We start from the raw sequence: 14,476 nt of genomic DNA, 5'->3' as shown, positions 1-14,476 counted from the left end.
GTTCATCTCTCCCTTGGATCGTTTAATTTCCAGTAGTACAGCTTCGAAAACAGTTCCATTTCCCGTGTCCATTTACTTGCGTCTGTATCTTTAAGCCGGTCATAGAGGGTGCGGTAGTCGATTACGTTTGAATCCCCTTTGGTGGATAGGTTGTCGGACAATCTCTTCCCCTCCAGGTTTGAGGGAGGATAACCATCCCCTTATCTTAGATATTGCATGCATCTTCTGATGCGAATGAATCCACGAAACAGCCGCAGCCGCCGATATCGAACAAGTCAATCTGCATATCGTTCTCCACTTCCTGATGAAGATCCCGAATCGGGTATGGTTTGCTGTCCCGTTTCATAAAGGCGTACTGCTGGATCTCCATGTACTTGTGGACGGCGGCGCCCGCCGGATGGATATACGGCTTCGGCTTCGGTGCTCGGTCATAAAAGTAATCGCGGTACGCATTGTCCAGTTCCTGCAGCATGCGTTCCTGGACATGTGCCGGGATAACCTCTGCCGGATCCATGTCATCCTTGGCCCTATTACCGGCTGTGATGTATCGGTAGGCGGATACGCATATCTTCAAGTGATGCTCTTGCTCCATGATCTTTTGGAATACATCCGGCATCTGTTCTTTCAGCAACTTGTAATGCCCCTGTCCGGCCTTCACGCAGCGACCATTACAGTTGTTATGGCTAAATCCGTAATCGTATAGGATCGGCTGTCTGATGCCGTATTTCTTGAGGATTTCGTCTTTGTAGATGTTGTGATCGATCAGCGGCATTTCCACTTTGAACGGCTGCCAGTTCTTCCGGATTGCCGGTTCCCTGTGCATCTCGTCAAACCCGATCCCGAAATACAGCGTTGCATCCGTCACAAAGTTCTCATGCTTCAGGTGCTGGCGATTCCGCCATTCCTCAACCGGCGGCCGGATTCCCTTCTTGAGGAAATCCTTAGCCACCTTCATTTTCAGCATCTTTGAACAGTCCCCGATCATGCTGTTGTAAACCATCTTTTTCTCGAACATCAGCTGGATAGGATTCAGACCGGCGCTGTGGGTCAACATGGGCAGCTGCAGCTTATCAGATGCCTCGTTAATGAATCGGTATAAGTCCTCGTTTTCCCAGAGCGTATCCGTGAAGTACAGCAGTATATTGTCATCGGGATAGGTCGTTTTGACATAATCAGCGACTGCCAGGCTCGCTTTACCGCCGCTGAAGAATATGATGTGGTTCACATCTGTCCCCCCTGGCTATATCACCGGCTTGTCAGCGATAAAGAAATTGCCCCATTCATCACGTTTCAAATGCTCGTCCGTTGCTTGCCTTACCAGGAGCTCTTGGCCGCATTTCCGGCAGCTGACCGTTTTCTGGTCTTCCTTGATATAGTCATTGGATCTATCTCGACATTGTGGATTTTTGCACCAGTAACGGAGTTTGTAGTGTGGAACCCCCTCCTTATTTTTGATCCCGGTTTGATACCACTCGGGCTCTTCGGGTGGAACTTCTTGCTGCGGCGCGCCCCCAATCATTTCCCCGATCGTCGGGTTGAGCGTCCTTGTCGAATTGATTAGTTCTGGCTTTTTAATCTCGACTTCATCCTTGCTCGGTCGTGACTCGAGCTGTTGCAATCGCTGATTAATAGCTTCTGAGACTTTCTTTTGAAGCTCCTCCGGTTTCCCTTGGCTGTGAACGACGATTTCATGAGAATAAACTGTGGTTTGCACTGGCTCCTTTTCGGAACCAAAAAGGCTGAAAAATCCCCGAATAACATCAGATTTATTGGACTCGGAAGCATCCGAGATTAAGAGTGTCCCTTGCTTCTTTTCAGTTTGAAAACTCAATCTGATCGCCATATGAATTCTCCTTTATGTTTTTTTTGGCAATAGTCGTGTAACTAGCACGGATCTACGCCTCCTCCTCTACTGTGGCAGCCAAAGCCCATTTCGCGAACTGTGTTCTTGATACCACCGACGCTGCCCCCGGGCTTCTGCCTTTGATACAAATGAAGTGGATGTTATCGTAAAAATCTTTTCCGTCCCATCCAGACCGAGTATCCGTTACTTTTCTCAGAGATCCGCCGTTGCCGACATAAGTCTTTCCAGCCTTTATTTGTGAAGGTTTCAATCTAGGAACCTCCTTCTCTGATCAAAATAAGAACTGTTGTTCCGTCATTTGGGTGTGACTGTCCGCCGCAGGACCTGATCGGCCCCGGGTTACTCAACTTTATTTAAAATGGATTCTAATACTTCGACCTGGTACGTTTGGGTGTCGAGCAACGGTTTGTACTCTCGCATCAAGTAGAGATTCAAAGCGATTCTGGCGATGATGTAAGCATCCACGACGTTATCGCTTTTATGGGTGTACCCAAAGTGCTGAAGAGCCGCGTCCTTCATCGCCTTCTTCTTCTCGTTATCCTTGAACCTGCGTTTTTTCCCATTCTCTATTATCCACCCGGTTACCTTGACATACTTCTTTGTCCAGGCCGGGTTGACATCCCAAAACGCCAGCCCCTTCCGGAATATCATCGTCCGCAGCCCGCCATGGATCATGCCGGTTGTCACGCCCATCTGCGTACCCATCGCCGGCTGCTCAATTGATATTTCATCCTCCGGCTTAATGATCTTATAGAACTTGTTTTCAAGAGAAACGAGCTCCTCGGTGCTAATCCCGCCCTTAACTTTTCGACCTTCACCTTTGAGCTCTTCTTCAAAGATCACGTTCCCTTGTTCATCCAGGATCACTACTCCGGTTTTCGTTGCTGGATCCACTCCGACGAATCTCATCTCATCGCCTCCCGGCTCCAAGGAATCCGCCAGGATATTTGGTTGTACAAATAGCGCTGATAGGAGTAGATACTTCTGCGATAATAAGCATCTGTCTCAATTCGAATCCCCTTTAAATGATCGCTGCAGACCTCCACTAGGGCCCACGTTCCAGCAGCTTTGTGATCACATTTCGGAAATTTACACTTTCCCATTTATCTCGCCACCTCCCAGGAGCGCTGCCGGGCATACTCATTGATCTTCAGAAGATGATCTTGATTAGCTCGCACAATCACATCGGCAAGTACCTTTGATGCTTCCCCAGGAGGCAATACCTCCCGGGCCTGCTGCCGGATCATCCCGACCGTTACCTGCAGCACATCCAGCAGCTCGCTGAGCATTCGGCGCTGATCGAAGTCAGCAGACTCGATTTCGTCAATCAGCTCGTTCGCTTCTTCTTGAAGCTTCACCCGCATGTCCCCGGGCTGGTAACCACGGATTGGGTAATCCAGGACCGGTATTGCAATGGTTATATATCGCATCGTTTCCCCTCGCTTTCTAATCATCAAGCCAGTCCATCAGGCTCTTGTTTGGTGCCGGCTTTGCTGGTGGCGCTATTTCCGGCTCCGGCCGTTCTTCTGCTGGCGGCTGATTGTCCGGCTCCTCCGGATCAGCTTTCTCCTCTGGCTGATTCTCCGTTTGATACGGCTCAGACGGTTCAGGAGTACCAAGCTCCTGCCACGTCCAGCCGAGGCTCTCATATTGCTCACGTAGGCCAGGAAATTTCCTGACCATCGACCCACGCTTGTAATACTGCACAAGCTCTGCTGTCCGGTCATAGATAGCTTGTTTCCGGTCCCGTTCCTCCGGGCTCATGGAACTCAATGGATCGTCCAGCTCTGCCGCGATCGTGACAAGCCCGCTGAGGGCTTTGTTATATTGCTCATCGTTTTGAATGAGTTTGCTCATGCTGCCTCACCTTCTCCGCCAGCTTTTCCTTATCTTCCTTGCTCAGGTTGATGAAGCGCCCGGTCTTCCGGTCAAAGACCATCTCCACTGTTGCTGTCCCGATCTTACGCCCCTTAGCTATGATCAATTCGATGATTCCTTTCCGAACGGTGTCCGGGTAATAGTAGTCGTCTCGGTACAAGAACATGATGATATCTGCGTCAAACTCGATATTTCCTGATTCGCGGAGATCGCTCATCATCGGCCGCTTGTCCTGACGCTCCTCACACTTTCGGCCCACGGAACTGATGGCGATCACTGGCACATCAAATGTGCGGGCTATCTGCTTGAGCTGCTTGGAGACGTGGTTTACACGATCAGTGTTCTGGGTGAATTTCTTCTCGGTCTCGATCAGCTGCAGGTAGTCAATGTAAATGATCAGATTCTTGTGCTTTTTCTTCATCGCCTTAACTTGCCGGCGAATATATTCAATGGTCATCCCTGGAGTATCATCAATGTAGATCGGCAAGCTGTCGAGGATCTCAAGCGCCTTGCTGTAGCTATGCCAATCATTTTCCGACAGACGTCCAGCACGTACTTTCTTGCTGTCGATCCCGCCAATCGTGCAAACATAGCGTTCGGCCACATCTAGCCCCGGCATCTCGGCGGAAAACAACCCTACGGTATAACCGTGTTCTGCAGATGACCTTGAGTCGTTGACAATATAAGCTGTCTTTCCGATACTGGGCCTCGCCGCGACGATCATTACATCCTGTTTCTGATGCCCGCCTGACATTTCGTTAAAGTCATCGCTGGCCGATCTTGCTCCGGTCAGTCCGGCGCGGCTGCCGCGTGCCATTATCTCCTTGTGATGTCCGTCCAGAACGTCGGAGACTTTCCTCATGCCATCGACTAGCGTCTGGCCTTGAAGCTCTTCGAGGTGCTCAAGACTCTCACGGACAGCACTAAGATTCAGCTTGCCACCGTTTAATACTTCACGCATTACACGAGCTGCCCGATTCTCAATACTTGTTTCCCGGACGATCTTTTGGTAGTGGTCGAAATTCGAAGTCGATGGGACAGAACCTCTAAGCTGCATAAGATAGGTCAGGCCGCCGATCTTGGAAAGTTGGGCCCCCCAGTGTTCTGCAAGCAGTACCGGATCGAACGGATCCTTGACGCCCGGCTTGTTTGTAAAAGCCTCATGCGCCCAGCTCAGTGCCTCGAAAACCAGTCCATTATTCCCTTCCGGATCAAAGTCATCCGGCCGGAGGTAACAGTCGTCAAGCAGGTCCGGATTCTTAAGGATTGAGCCAAGCACGGCCTGTTCTGCCTCAAAACTCATTGCCTGCTCACCTTCTTCGCAAGCGTCTGTTCAAGCTTCTCCCGTATATGCTCCGGCATCGGTACGGCCTTTTCGTTGTACTCGGCAAGTGCCAGGCGTTCAGCTTCTTCTTCCGCGCGTTGAAGCTCATAAAATGATTTTTCTTCTGAAGGAACCGGGTTCAAAATCTCCGCGATAGTAGGAGCGAACTTGCTAGATCGGATATGATTAGCCAGCCTCATCTGTGCAGTTTTGTAGTCGAGATCCGCTAACATGGTGTGCCATAAGCGCACGCCAGCCACTGTTACTTCAAAGAAGGGATAAGCGGTCTTGATCATTGCCAGGAAGTTTGACGTCTCCGTCTGCTTCACGCGCTGCTCCCTCCTCGTAAAACTGATTAAGAATATCCATCTCTTCTTTGTTACGCTGCGCTTTTGGTTTAAAGGATGTCTTGCTTCTTTCCAAGTCCTTCTTGATCCAAACGCGGATTGTTTTATAGTGATCCTTTTTATGCTGGCTGGGCTTTTTATTGGTTTGCCATTCATCGAGAGCTTCGATGGTGTTATCGACTCGATGTTTTCCAAACTCAGCACATAATTTTTCGTATTGCTCAAGGGTCAGATATACGGTGTCATGGAACTTGAGTTTGTCCATATATATATCCTCTTTCTTTATAGTTTTCTTTCTTTCTTTCTTGGGGGGTGAATTGTCCCCCACTACTGGGGGTGAATTGTCCCCCACTCTGGGGGAGGATTGTCCCCCACTAGGTTTCTTAGGTAGTGGGGGTGATTTGACCACCACTAACCATTCATCAAAACGTTTATTGAATGCAATTTTCCGAGGTTGTATTCCATATGCCTCCTGAGTGATGACTAAGATCCGGCGGTCGATGAGATTGGCAAGTTCTCTCTTGACACCCTTCAAATCCCCCTCAATCGCTTCCCTGATGAAGCTGACTGACAAGGCGCAATCCTTACGATTAAACCCGTAGGTGTAGCGCCAGACCGTCAAGAGTATGGAATATTGCGTGCCGTTTAGCTTCCGCCGGGCTACCTCCTCCAAAATTGCATTGGCGATCCGGGTATAACCGTCTTCCAGCTGCGGTCCTGCCATATCACTTCACCCGTTCATTTTTATCCGACATTGCGGGGTTCGTATCTGTTGTTCGTACCAAACAATTCGGCATGAGCTGGAGCCCAATCAGGGGGACCATACTTGCTGAGATAGCCCAGGCGATTAATGTATGAGTCGACTGGTCCTTCATTGTGCATGGCTTCTAGAAGCTTCCAGCATCCCTCGACGTCATTCAAGGCTCTATGTGCCCCCAGCAATTCGATACCATACCTGCTGCACATGTCTGTCAGCTTATGAGGGTAGGTGTGCCGATCGCGGCTTATCGTGAGCGTGTCGATGAACGGATTGGTGAATGTTTTTCCTGCTAGCCGTTGAAGAGCATGGTGCAAGAACTGAAGATCAAATGCGGCATTGTGAGCAACCAGTAAACTGTCACCCATAATGTTACGCAGTATCCGGAAGGCAAGCCCTTCATCCATTGCCCCTTGCAACATCTCTGGATAGATCCCTGTGATTTCCGTGATCTTCGGGGTCAATTCAATTTCCGTTTTAATGAGAGTGTGAAATCCCGTTACAATCTCGCCATCTACAACCCTGACAGCAGCCATTTCTATTACTCTATCGTTCACCGGATCAAGTCCAGTAGTTTCGAAGTCAAATACAGTCAAATTGTTAAGCACCGGTAACCACCTCCAAGTGATAATGTTTTCCTTCTTCGAATCCGCGCTGCCGGAGTGCCATCCTCACGGTCATTTCAGCCAGCTGCGGAGTGTTATTCTCGCCTGATAAATGCGTCAGGTATATTCGCTCGCCGCGGCCCCGGATCAACCGTTTCAGGACCTCTGCCGTCTGTTGATTACTCAGGTGACCGATGTCGGAGAGGATGCGGGCTTTGATGCTGTCAGGTCGGTTGCACATCTCGACCAGGTCGGGATCATGATTCGCCTCGATCAGCACGTAATGGCTTCCCTCCATCATTTCGAGCATCTCCTCCGTCCATTTACCTGTATCGAAAACCACGCAGCAGCGGCCGCCCTCGTCGTCCTCGATGGCGTAACCAACCGGCTCCCTAGCGTCATGGAAGGTTTCAAAAGGATATACATGCACGCCGCCGAGCTCGATCATCTCGTACTTGCCCCACCGGGTTTCCGCCGTGCACCGCAGGTCCTCGTCTACTCCGGAAATCTTCTGCCACTCGCCTTCCGTTGCCCATACTGGTATCCGAAATTTGTTTGCCAGTGGCAGCCCTTTTGTATGGTCGTTGTGTGCGTGGGTGATCATGATCGCCGCGATGTGATCCGGCCGGATGCCGACTTCCAGCAGCCGCTTTTCGATCTTGGTCTTGGCAACGCCGGCATCAATCAGGATGGTCTTGCCGCCGGCGGTGACGGCCACGCAGTTCCCTGCGCTGCCGGAAGCGAGAATATCAACTTTCATGTTGACGCTCCCATCCGTTCCACTTCTTCCCGCCGATCGTTGTCAGAAAGCATCATTGCGTAATTTGCAATGTTCGCGCAGCGGCGACGGAATTCTGAGTGTGTGGAACAATACTTCAACTGGCGACCATTCTTGGCCATTTCTCTGATGAGATAATCCACTGATGAATTCTCCCATCCACCCTTGTGTTCATTTGCTCTAAGCTGCTCTTCCATGTCCATTGCAAACCTTGCTACTTCTTTTCTTGGCAGCGGTGTTCGAATGTTAACTTGCTGTACGAAAAATCCGACTGGTTCGCCAAGTTCATACACTTTAATGCAATCACGATCTGCCCCGAACCGGAGAGCTATAAGCTTGGCCTCATCAGTGTAATAAGTCTCTAACCGCTGGTTATCTTCGAATGCTTTTGCAGCCTCTTCCACAAATGCTAGATGTTCCGGGGTGATACTTCTCATATCGCACGCTCCCTCTTTAATCGTTCCTGCCACTCCCGATCGTGCGGGCATCCTTTGGCCGGCTCTTCGTAGTGCCGACGCCCGAGGACGAACGAGACGAATTTGTCCGTAGCTTTTTCGTAATACATGCCGTTCAAGACTTCCCCGGCAGGAGCCGGAGGGTCAATATGGTCGAAAAGGTCGAGTTGCACGGGCTTGCTTTCGCTCCCCATTTCGTTTCCCCTCCAGTCCTTCGTAGCACCGGGGGCACACCCGCTTATCACGGATGTACTCCTCATTGCCCGGGTTAATCTCGCTGCCGCATATCTGACAGTCAGGACAGCGCTCGTAAACCTCGACCATGGTCTTCATGGCTTATTCCGGGAGCATGTCTTCTGCCTGCTCTGCTGCTTGAATTTGCATGTCCATAATTTTGAGGTATGCCTTCAGTTCTGCCTCCGTAGGCTCGTCACCCTTAACCTTGCAGTATTGCTGCATGTGCGCGCCCATAGCTTCCTTGTCCGTTAGCCCCAGTTTCTTGTAGTTAGCCTTGACCTGAGCTTTGAGTGCTTTCATACGCGCAGCAGCCTCGTCATCGCCCTGCTCGGTTTGCTGAGGCGCTGTTTTTTCCTGCCCTTCAGCTTCTGGAGTTACATCTTTACGATTGTATGAATCGACATTCTGGAGCGGTGGCTGTTCAATGTTCTCATCTCCGAACTCAAGACCATACTGTTTTTTCAGTGCTCTTTGTTCGGCATGTTTGCCGATCATATCCGGCTCCCATTTGTTCCAGTTGTCCTTGTTCTGTCCTGTGTACACATGACCGATATGCTCTTTGTCAACAAAAACGGTCACAGGGCGGTATCCATCTCTATAAGCAATTGAGTATGCTCCAACGATGGCTCCGCGAGGGAAAGTAACTTCATGTTCGATTACTTCCCATTCGTCTTCACCCTTCTCGTTTTTATATTTCCGTGCCTTAAAGGTGTCGTTGGCACAAACCGTCTGAGTGTCGGGTGGCTGAAAACCTTCTTTCTCCCTTGCCTTCGCGAGGTACGCCTCCGCAGCGAACTGGATTCGCGCTTGGTTACCGTATTTGATGAAGAAGATTTCATTTTTGAAAGGATCAAGACGGTATGAAGCGGCTTTATGAGCAAAGAGTAAGAACTCAGGATCGGTAGCTGTTGGGCAAAGTGACGTGCGGATTACCTCCAAGACTTCAATGGGGAATGCATCCTTGATCTCTGGGGTAAGGGTCATGACCTGCGTATTTGAATTTGCCATATGATAAGTGCCTCCTAAATGTGAATGATTTTGGTGGTGCCGGTATTGCGGTGTACGATGTGCAGGACGGTTGCTTCTGCCTTGAATACAAGCCAATTGTCTGGGTTAAGACCTGCGTCCTTAATAGTGATCTTCTGGCGACGGGTGGGGTTCTTGCCGTTCTTCATTCGAAATGCTCCTTGAAGAACTCTCCATTGGTGTTAAGATGGTGGAACGAACCGCTGTCGTCGTTTACAACAAGCCACGAATCATAGCGCGTATCGATTTTGTAAGACTTACCTTCAGTGAATTGTCCTCGGGAAGATTGGGTGCAAGTGATTGAGTTCTTAGACATTGGATAATTCCTCCGATTCGATTTGTAGTGGTTTTCCTTCAATAACTTGGCAGGTAATCAACTGCCCGCGCGGAGCATTATATCGTGTCACGCTCTCCTTGTTGTCGATAAGGCATGGGGCAATCCAGCCGCTCTGCTCGCTGATAACGTCCCGGACTTCCAGCCCCGCCCGGATACTCTCCGATAGGGAGAACTGCGCCGGGGTCTTCCCGTCCCGATCGATTACGAAATCCGGTTTGATCTCACCGTTCTTCTGTTGTTTGAAGAGCCGGATTGTGAGCGTCTGGAAAAGGCCCTGTACCTTGGCCGCCTGCAGCTCTGCAGCCTTTGCCTCGTATGCTTTGATGGCATCAAGGATAAAGATGGATTCATTGCGGCTCTCCAGCGTCGCGGCTTCGTCAGCTCGTGCCTTTTCGAGATCGGCTTGCAGGCTTTGGCGTCGGTTGTACCAGCCAATCGTATCTGCTGTCGCGTCTCTTCGTTGCTCCAAGGCACGCATCTGTTCCCAAAGCTCCGAAACGTCAATCAGTTCCACCGCGGCGAGCTCAGCCTCGAGTTCCTTCCGACGAGCGACCAGCTTGTCGTGTTCTTCCCGCAGCGGCTTCTTTCGCTCCTCTTTGCTCGCTTCGGCAGCCGCCTTCGCTGCCTCGTCAAACGGCCGCTTACAGGTGGAGCATTCCTCCGCGATCTCTTCGCCGTGGACCTTCATGTATCGGGCCTTGGCAGCTGCAATCTGTTGCCGGACATTATCGAGCGTCCCCTCAAGCACCGCCTGCTTCCGTTTAGGCTCGTCAGCCAGCTCGATCTTGGCATGGATAGCTTTGACCTGTTTGACCAGTTCAGCGTCTTCCACCTTGATCGCCTCGATATCGTCCGGTACTTCTGGGAGCTGCCGGAGCTGTTCCTCAAGTGTCTCCGTCCGGCCCTGTGCCTTCTTATGTGCTGTGTCTTTGTCGTTCTTATTCTTCTTATGGATCTCCTCAAGCTGCGGCAGCGTGTGCTTTTTTACCAGCTCAGCCAGCTTCTCGGCTTGAGGGTTCAATTTTATGTCCTTTGGTTTTTGGTCCGGGCTCGTCCGGCTCATCTCCGCAAACACTTCTTTTTGAGAGGGCGGCGTCGAGTATCGGAGCATTAATTCACGCTGCCTTTCCCAATGAAGCGAGAAGAAGTACAGCGGATTAAACAAGGCCAAGAACAGATCCTTATCTATCAGCGATTTGACGATCTCCTCGAAGTCACTCGCCTTGCTCGGTACATCATTGATGTAATAGGTTGCCTTCCCCTTCTCGATGCCTCGTCCAAATTTGAGCAGCTTGCCGTCAACTTCCAGCAGCGTTTCGGCCAAGACATGATCGTATTTGTAATTCGTAGGAGTCGGGTCCATCTTGCCGCCGAAGGTGTCCGTGCCGTACAATGTCCATGTGGGAATTTCCAGAACACTGGACTTTCCTTCCTCGTTGTCCCCCGTGATCTTGGTCAGGTCGCCAAACTTAACGCATAGATCACGGTGGGCTTTAAAATTGTGGCAGTTGCATTCAATCAACTTGAAATGACTCATGGTTTTCCTCACTTTCGCTTGATTTCAGGTCCCAGAACCCCGATTTTGGCAAAAAAATAATAGGCTTAGTCTTCAGCGACTTCTTGCCATTCCACGATTACCGGGCAGTTCTCGATGCTGACGATCAATTTCTCGTTTTCATCCAGCACCCAAAACTCCGATATGTTCTCATCCCCAACCTGCTTGATCTCGATGATCTCGCGCCCATTCATTTCAGTACCGACTTCGAAGATTCTGGTCGGGTTACTTACCACCGTCAGCTTCTGGATCACTTGCATTGTCTTGTTCACCTCCTTCCAAGGAATCGAGCATGCTGTCCTCCACCTGCTGCTTGTACGCATCGAGGGCATCCTCTTCCAGTTGACCTGCAGATTTTTGTTCACCCCACAGTGGCCAGGAAAAGCGATCGAGGGACATCCTACATCGCCTCCTGCAGATACCTGCGGTCACCCCAGAGCTTCAGCAGCTCCTGCCGGCATCTTCGATATTCTCCCCGGGCGTCTAGTGCCTCCAGGTATCTACGCTCAGCCAGCATGCGTTGCTCGGTCTGAAGTGCTTGGAGCATTTTCTTGCGAAGATAATTCTGATCGTTCAATGGTGGTACTCCTTTCTAAGAGCTTTTTCTATCCATCAATGGAATGACCCCGCGCTTCTTCAGTAGTTCATGAATAAAGAGCCTGCCCTTCTGAGTCCAGCGTGTGTTCATGGTTACGTCCGGGTCTCCGTTACTCCTTGTGATGTCAATAGTTTCTGACTTGGTGTATCCCTTGTCGTGGTACTCTCGGTACAGGAGCCATTGTTTATTCTGCTTGTACTGGACGCGCTCTTCGTGCAGGATTTTGTTTAAGGCATTCCCAGACATTCCATAGTCCTTGGCGATCTGCGTTATGGTCACTGTGCCTTTTGATTTAAGAATCTGATCCAAGTAACTGATTTTCGGCTCGTACTCAGCCACACGCTGCTCCAACATCAAAGCTTTGGTTTCGATTTCTTGTTTGGCTTTCTGCTCCTCAATCCACTTCTGAGCGCGCGCTATTGGATCGTCAATCAAATAAGATGGAACATATGCTGATGCTCTGAATTTTTTCTCGACTTCGATGAAGTAGCGTCGGGCTTCACGGCCTTTAATGTTGTTCTCTACCATGCAGAGTTCTTTCGCCATGTCGAGTTTAAGAATGTAATCCGTTCTTGGTCTCCCGTTAGGGGTTTTCGCCAGAATTGGCGAAAAGTCTTCGCGCGCTACAAATCCGTATTTTTCAATCCGATCCTTAATCCAATTGGTGAAGTCGCGACCAACTTCTAGGAACGCATGCAACTCTCGACCATCAACTATCCGTTCTCCAATGTCGGTTTCGTATACCGGAAGGAGTTCATTGGTTAGTACCTTCATTCTGTTGTTCAAATTGTTTTTGTCTCCTTTCTCTCATTTCTGCAGCCAACAAGCGTCGGCATACGAATAGGGCGTTCAGCAATAACCAAGCGATGAAACACAGCAATGCGATCATTGTGCTTCCTTGATACCGGGGAAGTCTCTTTCAATCATTGCGATTTCCATATGGACAAAGTCGATCTTGGCAGGATTCACAAAACCACTGTTCTGGAACTTGTGAAGGTTGTTATAGTGGTTTATGACCTCCACCGGGATTGCGTTAATTGTCATAAAACAAATCCACCTCAATTCCAATTTATTGAAGAACATTCGTTCTCTATTGCATCAATTAAATTAACGGTGTATAATCCATTTTGTCGGAAGTGAATTAAATACACGCTCTATTAATTAGCGAGATCCTGGAATAGATCGTCTACTGTTGTGTCAAAATATTTTGCTAGCTTAAAAGCGAATTTAATTTCGGGGTTATTTCTGCCACTTTCGATACCACGAATAAAACTTTCGGTTACACCAAAATCTAAAGAAAGTGCACGTTGAGTCTTACCCTTTTGAATACGAAGCTCAGTAAATCTCGAACGTTTTACAACAGTTCGTGGTTCAGCTTTCCTACGCGCCAATTGAAAGAACCTCCTTTCAATTTATTTTTATATTTGTTGCGCGCATATTCTGCGCACAACAAATATAGCATGTGCATAATCTGCGCGTCAACACTAAAATTCTATTTTTTGGAGTGTGTTATATGTCTGCTAGTACCGAAGATAAAAAAATGATAGGACTAAGAATCCGGAATCTCCGCGAAAAAACTGGGATGACACAACAGGAACTGGCAGATCATATTGGCATAACTCGCCATAGTTTATCTAATTATGAAATAGGCCGGGCTGTTCCACAGAGTAGTGTTTTAAACAAACTAGCTGAGTACCTCCATACAACAACTGACTACATTCTTGGTAACGCTGAGGATCCTAGACATAGTAATGACATTCTCATTGATGAATTCAATTCCATACTTAAACTTTTATCAGAAGATGATAATTCTTTTAAAGCAGAGGTTTTTGCGGACGTAAAGAACACTCTTGATAAGAAATTCACTGTTGCAATTGAAGAAGATTTTACCTATACCCCCAGAGAAGTAAGGGCTATAATGCATGACGACTATAGTTTTTTCTTTAAAACTGAATTATATGGGGCGCTAATGGACATTGGAATTAAACATAAGATTGTCGAGGGTATCGGGTCGAATAACGTGCAGAATCAAGAACCGTATACAGTCGAAATGGTAAAGATTCCAGTGTACGGCGAAATTAGAGCTGGATATGGCTCACTTGCACAAGAGGATATCATCGGATATGAGGTGACCTCTCGCGATTCTGTTGGTGATGGTGAATATTTTTATCTAATCGTAAAAGGCGACAGTATGATCGACGAGGGAATTTATGAAGGTATGCGTGTCCTTGTCCGGAAGCAAAGCCACTGTGAACACGGGAAAATCGGTGTCGTTATTGTTGATGGTGAGGAAGGTACATTAAAGCGTGTTTATTATGAGGATGATAATGTCGTACTGCGGGCATCCAACAAGAGAATTCCACCACGCCCTTACCCGCTCGACGAGGTAATCATCCAAGGACAAGTAACGAAGGTGGAATTTGATGTATAACATATCAGTCATCTATGATTACAGTTATGATGGTATGTGGCCCGCTTGGATGGTTTTAAAGCCACGATGCGGGTGCTTTGACTGGAGCACTGAAACCATATACGTCCCCATTGAAGCCCCTTTCCAACGTCTCTCAAGGGATGAAATGAATGACGATTCCTTAGGAATATCAATTATACAGACCGATCTAGTGATGAGTGTCAAGAAGCCGAATCACTTTGGTATATATTTGCCACGTGTGAAGCTACGGCTCAATAAACTAAGAGGAGAAAAACTGACTCCAT

The 14,476-nt window shown here is 48.9% G+C and carries 24 protein-coding genes; 1 reads left to right on the top strand and 23 read right to left on the bottom strand.

Annotated elements, in window-relative coordinates:
* Window positions 1-2: 2 nt before the first annotated feature.
* From NSQ46_RS07065 to NSQ46_RS06955, 23 genes are all read right to left on the bottom strand, one after another.
* Entirely contained in the window at window positions 3-161 is a 159-nt protein-coding gene (locus NSQ46_RS07065; RefSeq protein ID WP_342576569.1) for a hypothetical protein, read from the bottom strand.
* Between the two features lie 44 nt (window positions 162-205).
* Window positions 206-1,225 (bottom strand): phosphoadenosine phosphosulfate reductase family protein, encoded by a 1,020-nt coding sequence (locus NSQ46_RS07060; protein ID WP_342576568.1) that lies wholly within the window; start codon window positions 1,223-1,225, stop codon window positions 206-208.
* Window positions 1,226-1,240: 15 nt separating this feature from the next.
* Window positions 1,241-1,843, bottom strand: a complete 603-nt coding sequence (locus NSQ46_RS07055) for a hypothetical protein (protein WP_342576567.1) — start codon at window positions 1,841-1,843, stop codon at window positions 1,241-1,243.
* Window positions 1,844-2,203: 360 nt separating this feature from the next.
* Window positions 2,204-2,773, bottom strand: coding sequence for a hypothetical protein (locus NSQ46_RS07050; RefSeq protein WP_342576566.1), 570 nt, complete (start codon window positions 2,771-2,773; stop codon window positions 2,204-2,206).
* Window positions 2,774-2,967: 194 nt separating this feature from the next.
* Window positions 2,968-3,294 carry a hypothetical protein gene (locus tag NSQ46_RS07045; RefSeq protein ID WP_342576565.1) on the bottom strand — a complete coding sequence of 109 codons (327 nt, stop codon included), beginning with the start codon at window positions 3,292-3,294 and terminating at the stop codon, window positions 2,968-2,970.
* Window positions 3,295-3,310: 16 nt separating this feature from the next.
* Window positions 3,311-3,721, bottom strand: a complete 411-nt coding sequence (locus tag NSQ46_RS07040; RefSeq protein WP_342576564.1) for a hypothetical protein — start codon at window positions 3,719-3,721, stop codon at window positions 3,311-3,313.
* Window positions 3,696-5,045: a replicative DNA helicase gene (locus tag NSQ46_RS07035; protein ID WP_342576563.1), complete on the bottom strand. Its 1,350-nt coding sequence runs from the start codon at window positions 5,043-5,045 to the stop codon at window positions 3,696-3,698. The genes NSQ46_RS07040 and NSQ46_RS07035 overlap by 26 nt, the downstream gene beginning before the upstream one ends.
* On the bottom strand, window positions 5,042-5,395 hold the full coding sequence (locus NSQ46_RS07030) for a replicative helicase loader/inhibitor (RefSeq protein ID WP_342576562.1): 354 nt from the start codon (window positions 5,393-5,395) through the stop codon (window positions 5,042-5,044). The genes NSQ46_RS07035 and NSQ46_RS07030 overlap by 4 nt, the downstream gene beginning before the upstream one ends.
* Window positions 5,334-6,137 (bottom strand): replication protein, encoded by an 804-nt coding sequence (locus NSQ46_RS07025; RefSeq protein ID WP_342576561.1) that lies wholly within the window; start codon window positions 6,135-6,137, stop codon window positions 5,334-5,336. Before NSQ46_RS07025 ends, NSQ46_RS07030 begins: the two co-directional genes overlap by 62 nt.
* Window positions 6,138-6,157: 20 nt before the next feature.
* Window positions 6,158-6,778: a 3'-5' exonuclease gene (locus NSQ46_RS07020; RefSeq protein WP_342576560.1), complete on the bottom strand. Its 621-nt coding sequence runs from the start codon at window positions 6,776-6,778 to the stop codon at window positions 6,158-6,160.
* Complete coding sequence (locus NSQ46_RS07015) at window positions 6,771-7,535, bottom strand: MBL fold metallo-hydrolase (RefSeq protein WP_342576559.1); 765 nt, start codon at window positions 7,533-7,535, stop codon at window positions 6,771-6,773. Before NSQ46_RS07015 ends, NSQ46_RS07020 begins: the two co-directional genes overlap by 8 nt.
* Entirely contained in the window at window positions 7,532-7,990 is a 459-nt protein-coding gene (locus tag NSQ46_RS07010; RefSeq protein ID WP_342576558.1) for a hypothetical protein, read from the bottom strand. Before NSQ46_RS07010 ends, NSQ46_RS07015 begins: the two co-directional genes overlap by 4 nt.
* On the bottom strand, window positions 7,987-8,202 hold the full coding sequence (locus NSQ46_RS07005) for a hypothetical protein (RefSeq protein ID WP_342576557.1): 216 nt from the start codon (window positions 8,200-8,202) through the stop codon (window positions 7,987-7,989). Before NSQ46_RS07005 ends, NSQ46_RS07010 begins: the two co-directional genes overlap by 4 nt.
* A 142-nt stretch (window positions 8,203-8,344) precedes the next feature.
* A complete protein-coding gene (locus tag NSQ46_RS07000; RefSeq protein ID WP_342576556.1) occupies window positions 8,345-9,253 on the bottom strand; it encodes a RecT family recombinase in 909 nt (302 codons plus the stop codon).
* A gap of 14 nt (window positions 9,254-9,267) precedes the next feature.
* Entirely contained in the window at window positions 9,268-9,420 is a 153-nt protein-coding gene (locus tag NSQ46_RS06995; RefSeq protein WP_342576555.1) for a hypothetical protein, read from the bottom strand.
* Window positions 9,417-9,587, bottom strand: coding sequence for a hypothetical protein (locus NSQ46_RS06990; RefSeq protein WP_342576554.1), 171 nt, complete (start codon window positions 9,585-9,587; stop codon window positions 9,417-9,419). The genes NSQ46_RS06995 and NSQ46_RS06990 overlap by 4 nt, the downstream gene beginning before the upstream one ends.
* On the bottom strand, window positions 9,580-11,145 hold the full coding sequence (locus tag NSQ46_RS06985) for an AAA family ATPase (RefSeq protein ID WP_342576553.1): 1,566 nt from the start codon (window positions 11,143-11,145) through the stop codon (window positions 9,580-9,582). The genes NSQ46_RS06990 and NSQ46_RS06985 overlap by 8 nt, the downstream gene beginning before the upstream one ends.
* A gap of 65 nt (window positions 11,146-11,210) precedes the next feature.
* Window positions 11,211-11,423, bottom strand: a complete 213-nt coding sequence (locus tag NSQ46_RS06980; protein WP_342576552.1) for a hypothetical protein — start codon at window positions 11,421-11,423, stop codon at window positions 11,211-11,213.
* Entirely contained in the window at window positions 11,389-11,562 is a 174-nt protein-coding gene (locus tag NSQ46_RS06975) for a hypothetical protein (RefSeq protein ID WP_342576551.1), read from the bottom strand. Before NSQ46_RS06975 ends, NSQ46_RS06980 begins: the two co-directional genes overlap by 35 nt.
* Before the next feature lies 1 nt (window position 11,563).
* On the bottom strand, window positions 11,564-11,740 hold the full coding sequence (locus NSQ46_RS06970) for a hypothetical protein (RefSeq protein ID WP_179292168.1): 177 nt from the start codon (window positions 11,738-11,740) through the stop codon (window positions 11,564-11,566).
* Window positions 11,741-11,755: 15 nt separating this feature from the next.
* Window positions 11,756-12,547: a phage antirepressor KilAC domain-containing protein gene (locus NSQ46_RS06965; protein ID WP_342576550.1), complete on the bottom strand. Its 792-nt coding sequence runs from the start codon at window positions 12,545-12,547 to the stop codon at window positions 11,756-11,758.
* 99 nt (window positions 12,548-12,646) lie between these two features.
* A complete protein-coding gene (locus tag NSQ46_RS06960; RefSeq protein ID WP_342576549.1) occupies window positions 12,647-12,805 on the bottom strand; it encodes a hypothetical protein in 159 nt (52 codons plus the stop codon).
* Between the two features lie 113 nt (window positions 12,806-12,918).
* Window positions 12,919-13,152, bottom strand: a complete 234-nt coding sequence (locus NSQ46_RS06955; RefSeq protein ID WP_342576548.1) for a helix-turn-helix domain-containing protein — start codon at window positions 13,150-13,152, stop codon at window positions 12,919-12,921.
* Window positions 13,153-13,274: 122 nt separating this feature from the next.
* Between NSQ46_RS06955 and NSQ46_RS06950 the strand changes: the two genes are divergently transcribed.
* Window positions 13,275-14,192, top strand: coding sequence for a S24 family peptidase (locus NSQ46_RS06950; protein ID WP_341035134.1), 918 nt, complete (start codon window positions 13,275-13,277; stop codon window positions 14,190-14,192).
* Window positions 14,193-14,476 lie beyond the last annotated feature (284 nt).

Source organism: Paenibacillus sp. FSL M8-0142 (assembly GCF_038597315.1).
Lineage (GTDB): Bacteria > Bacillota > Bacilli > Paenibacillales > Paenibacillaceae > Paenibacillus_AQ > Paenibacillus_AQ lactis.
Note: the sequence above shows the minus strand (reverse complement) of the source record. Positions and strands in the feature narration are given on the sequence as shown.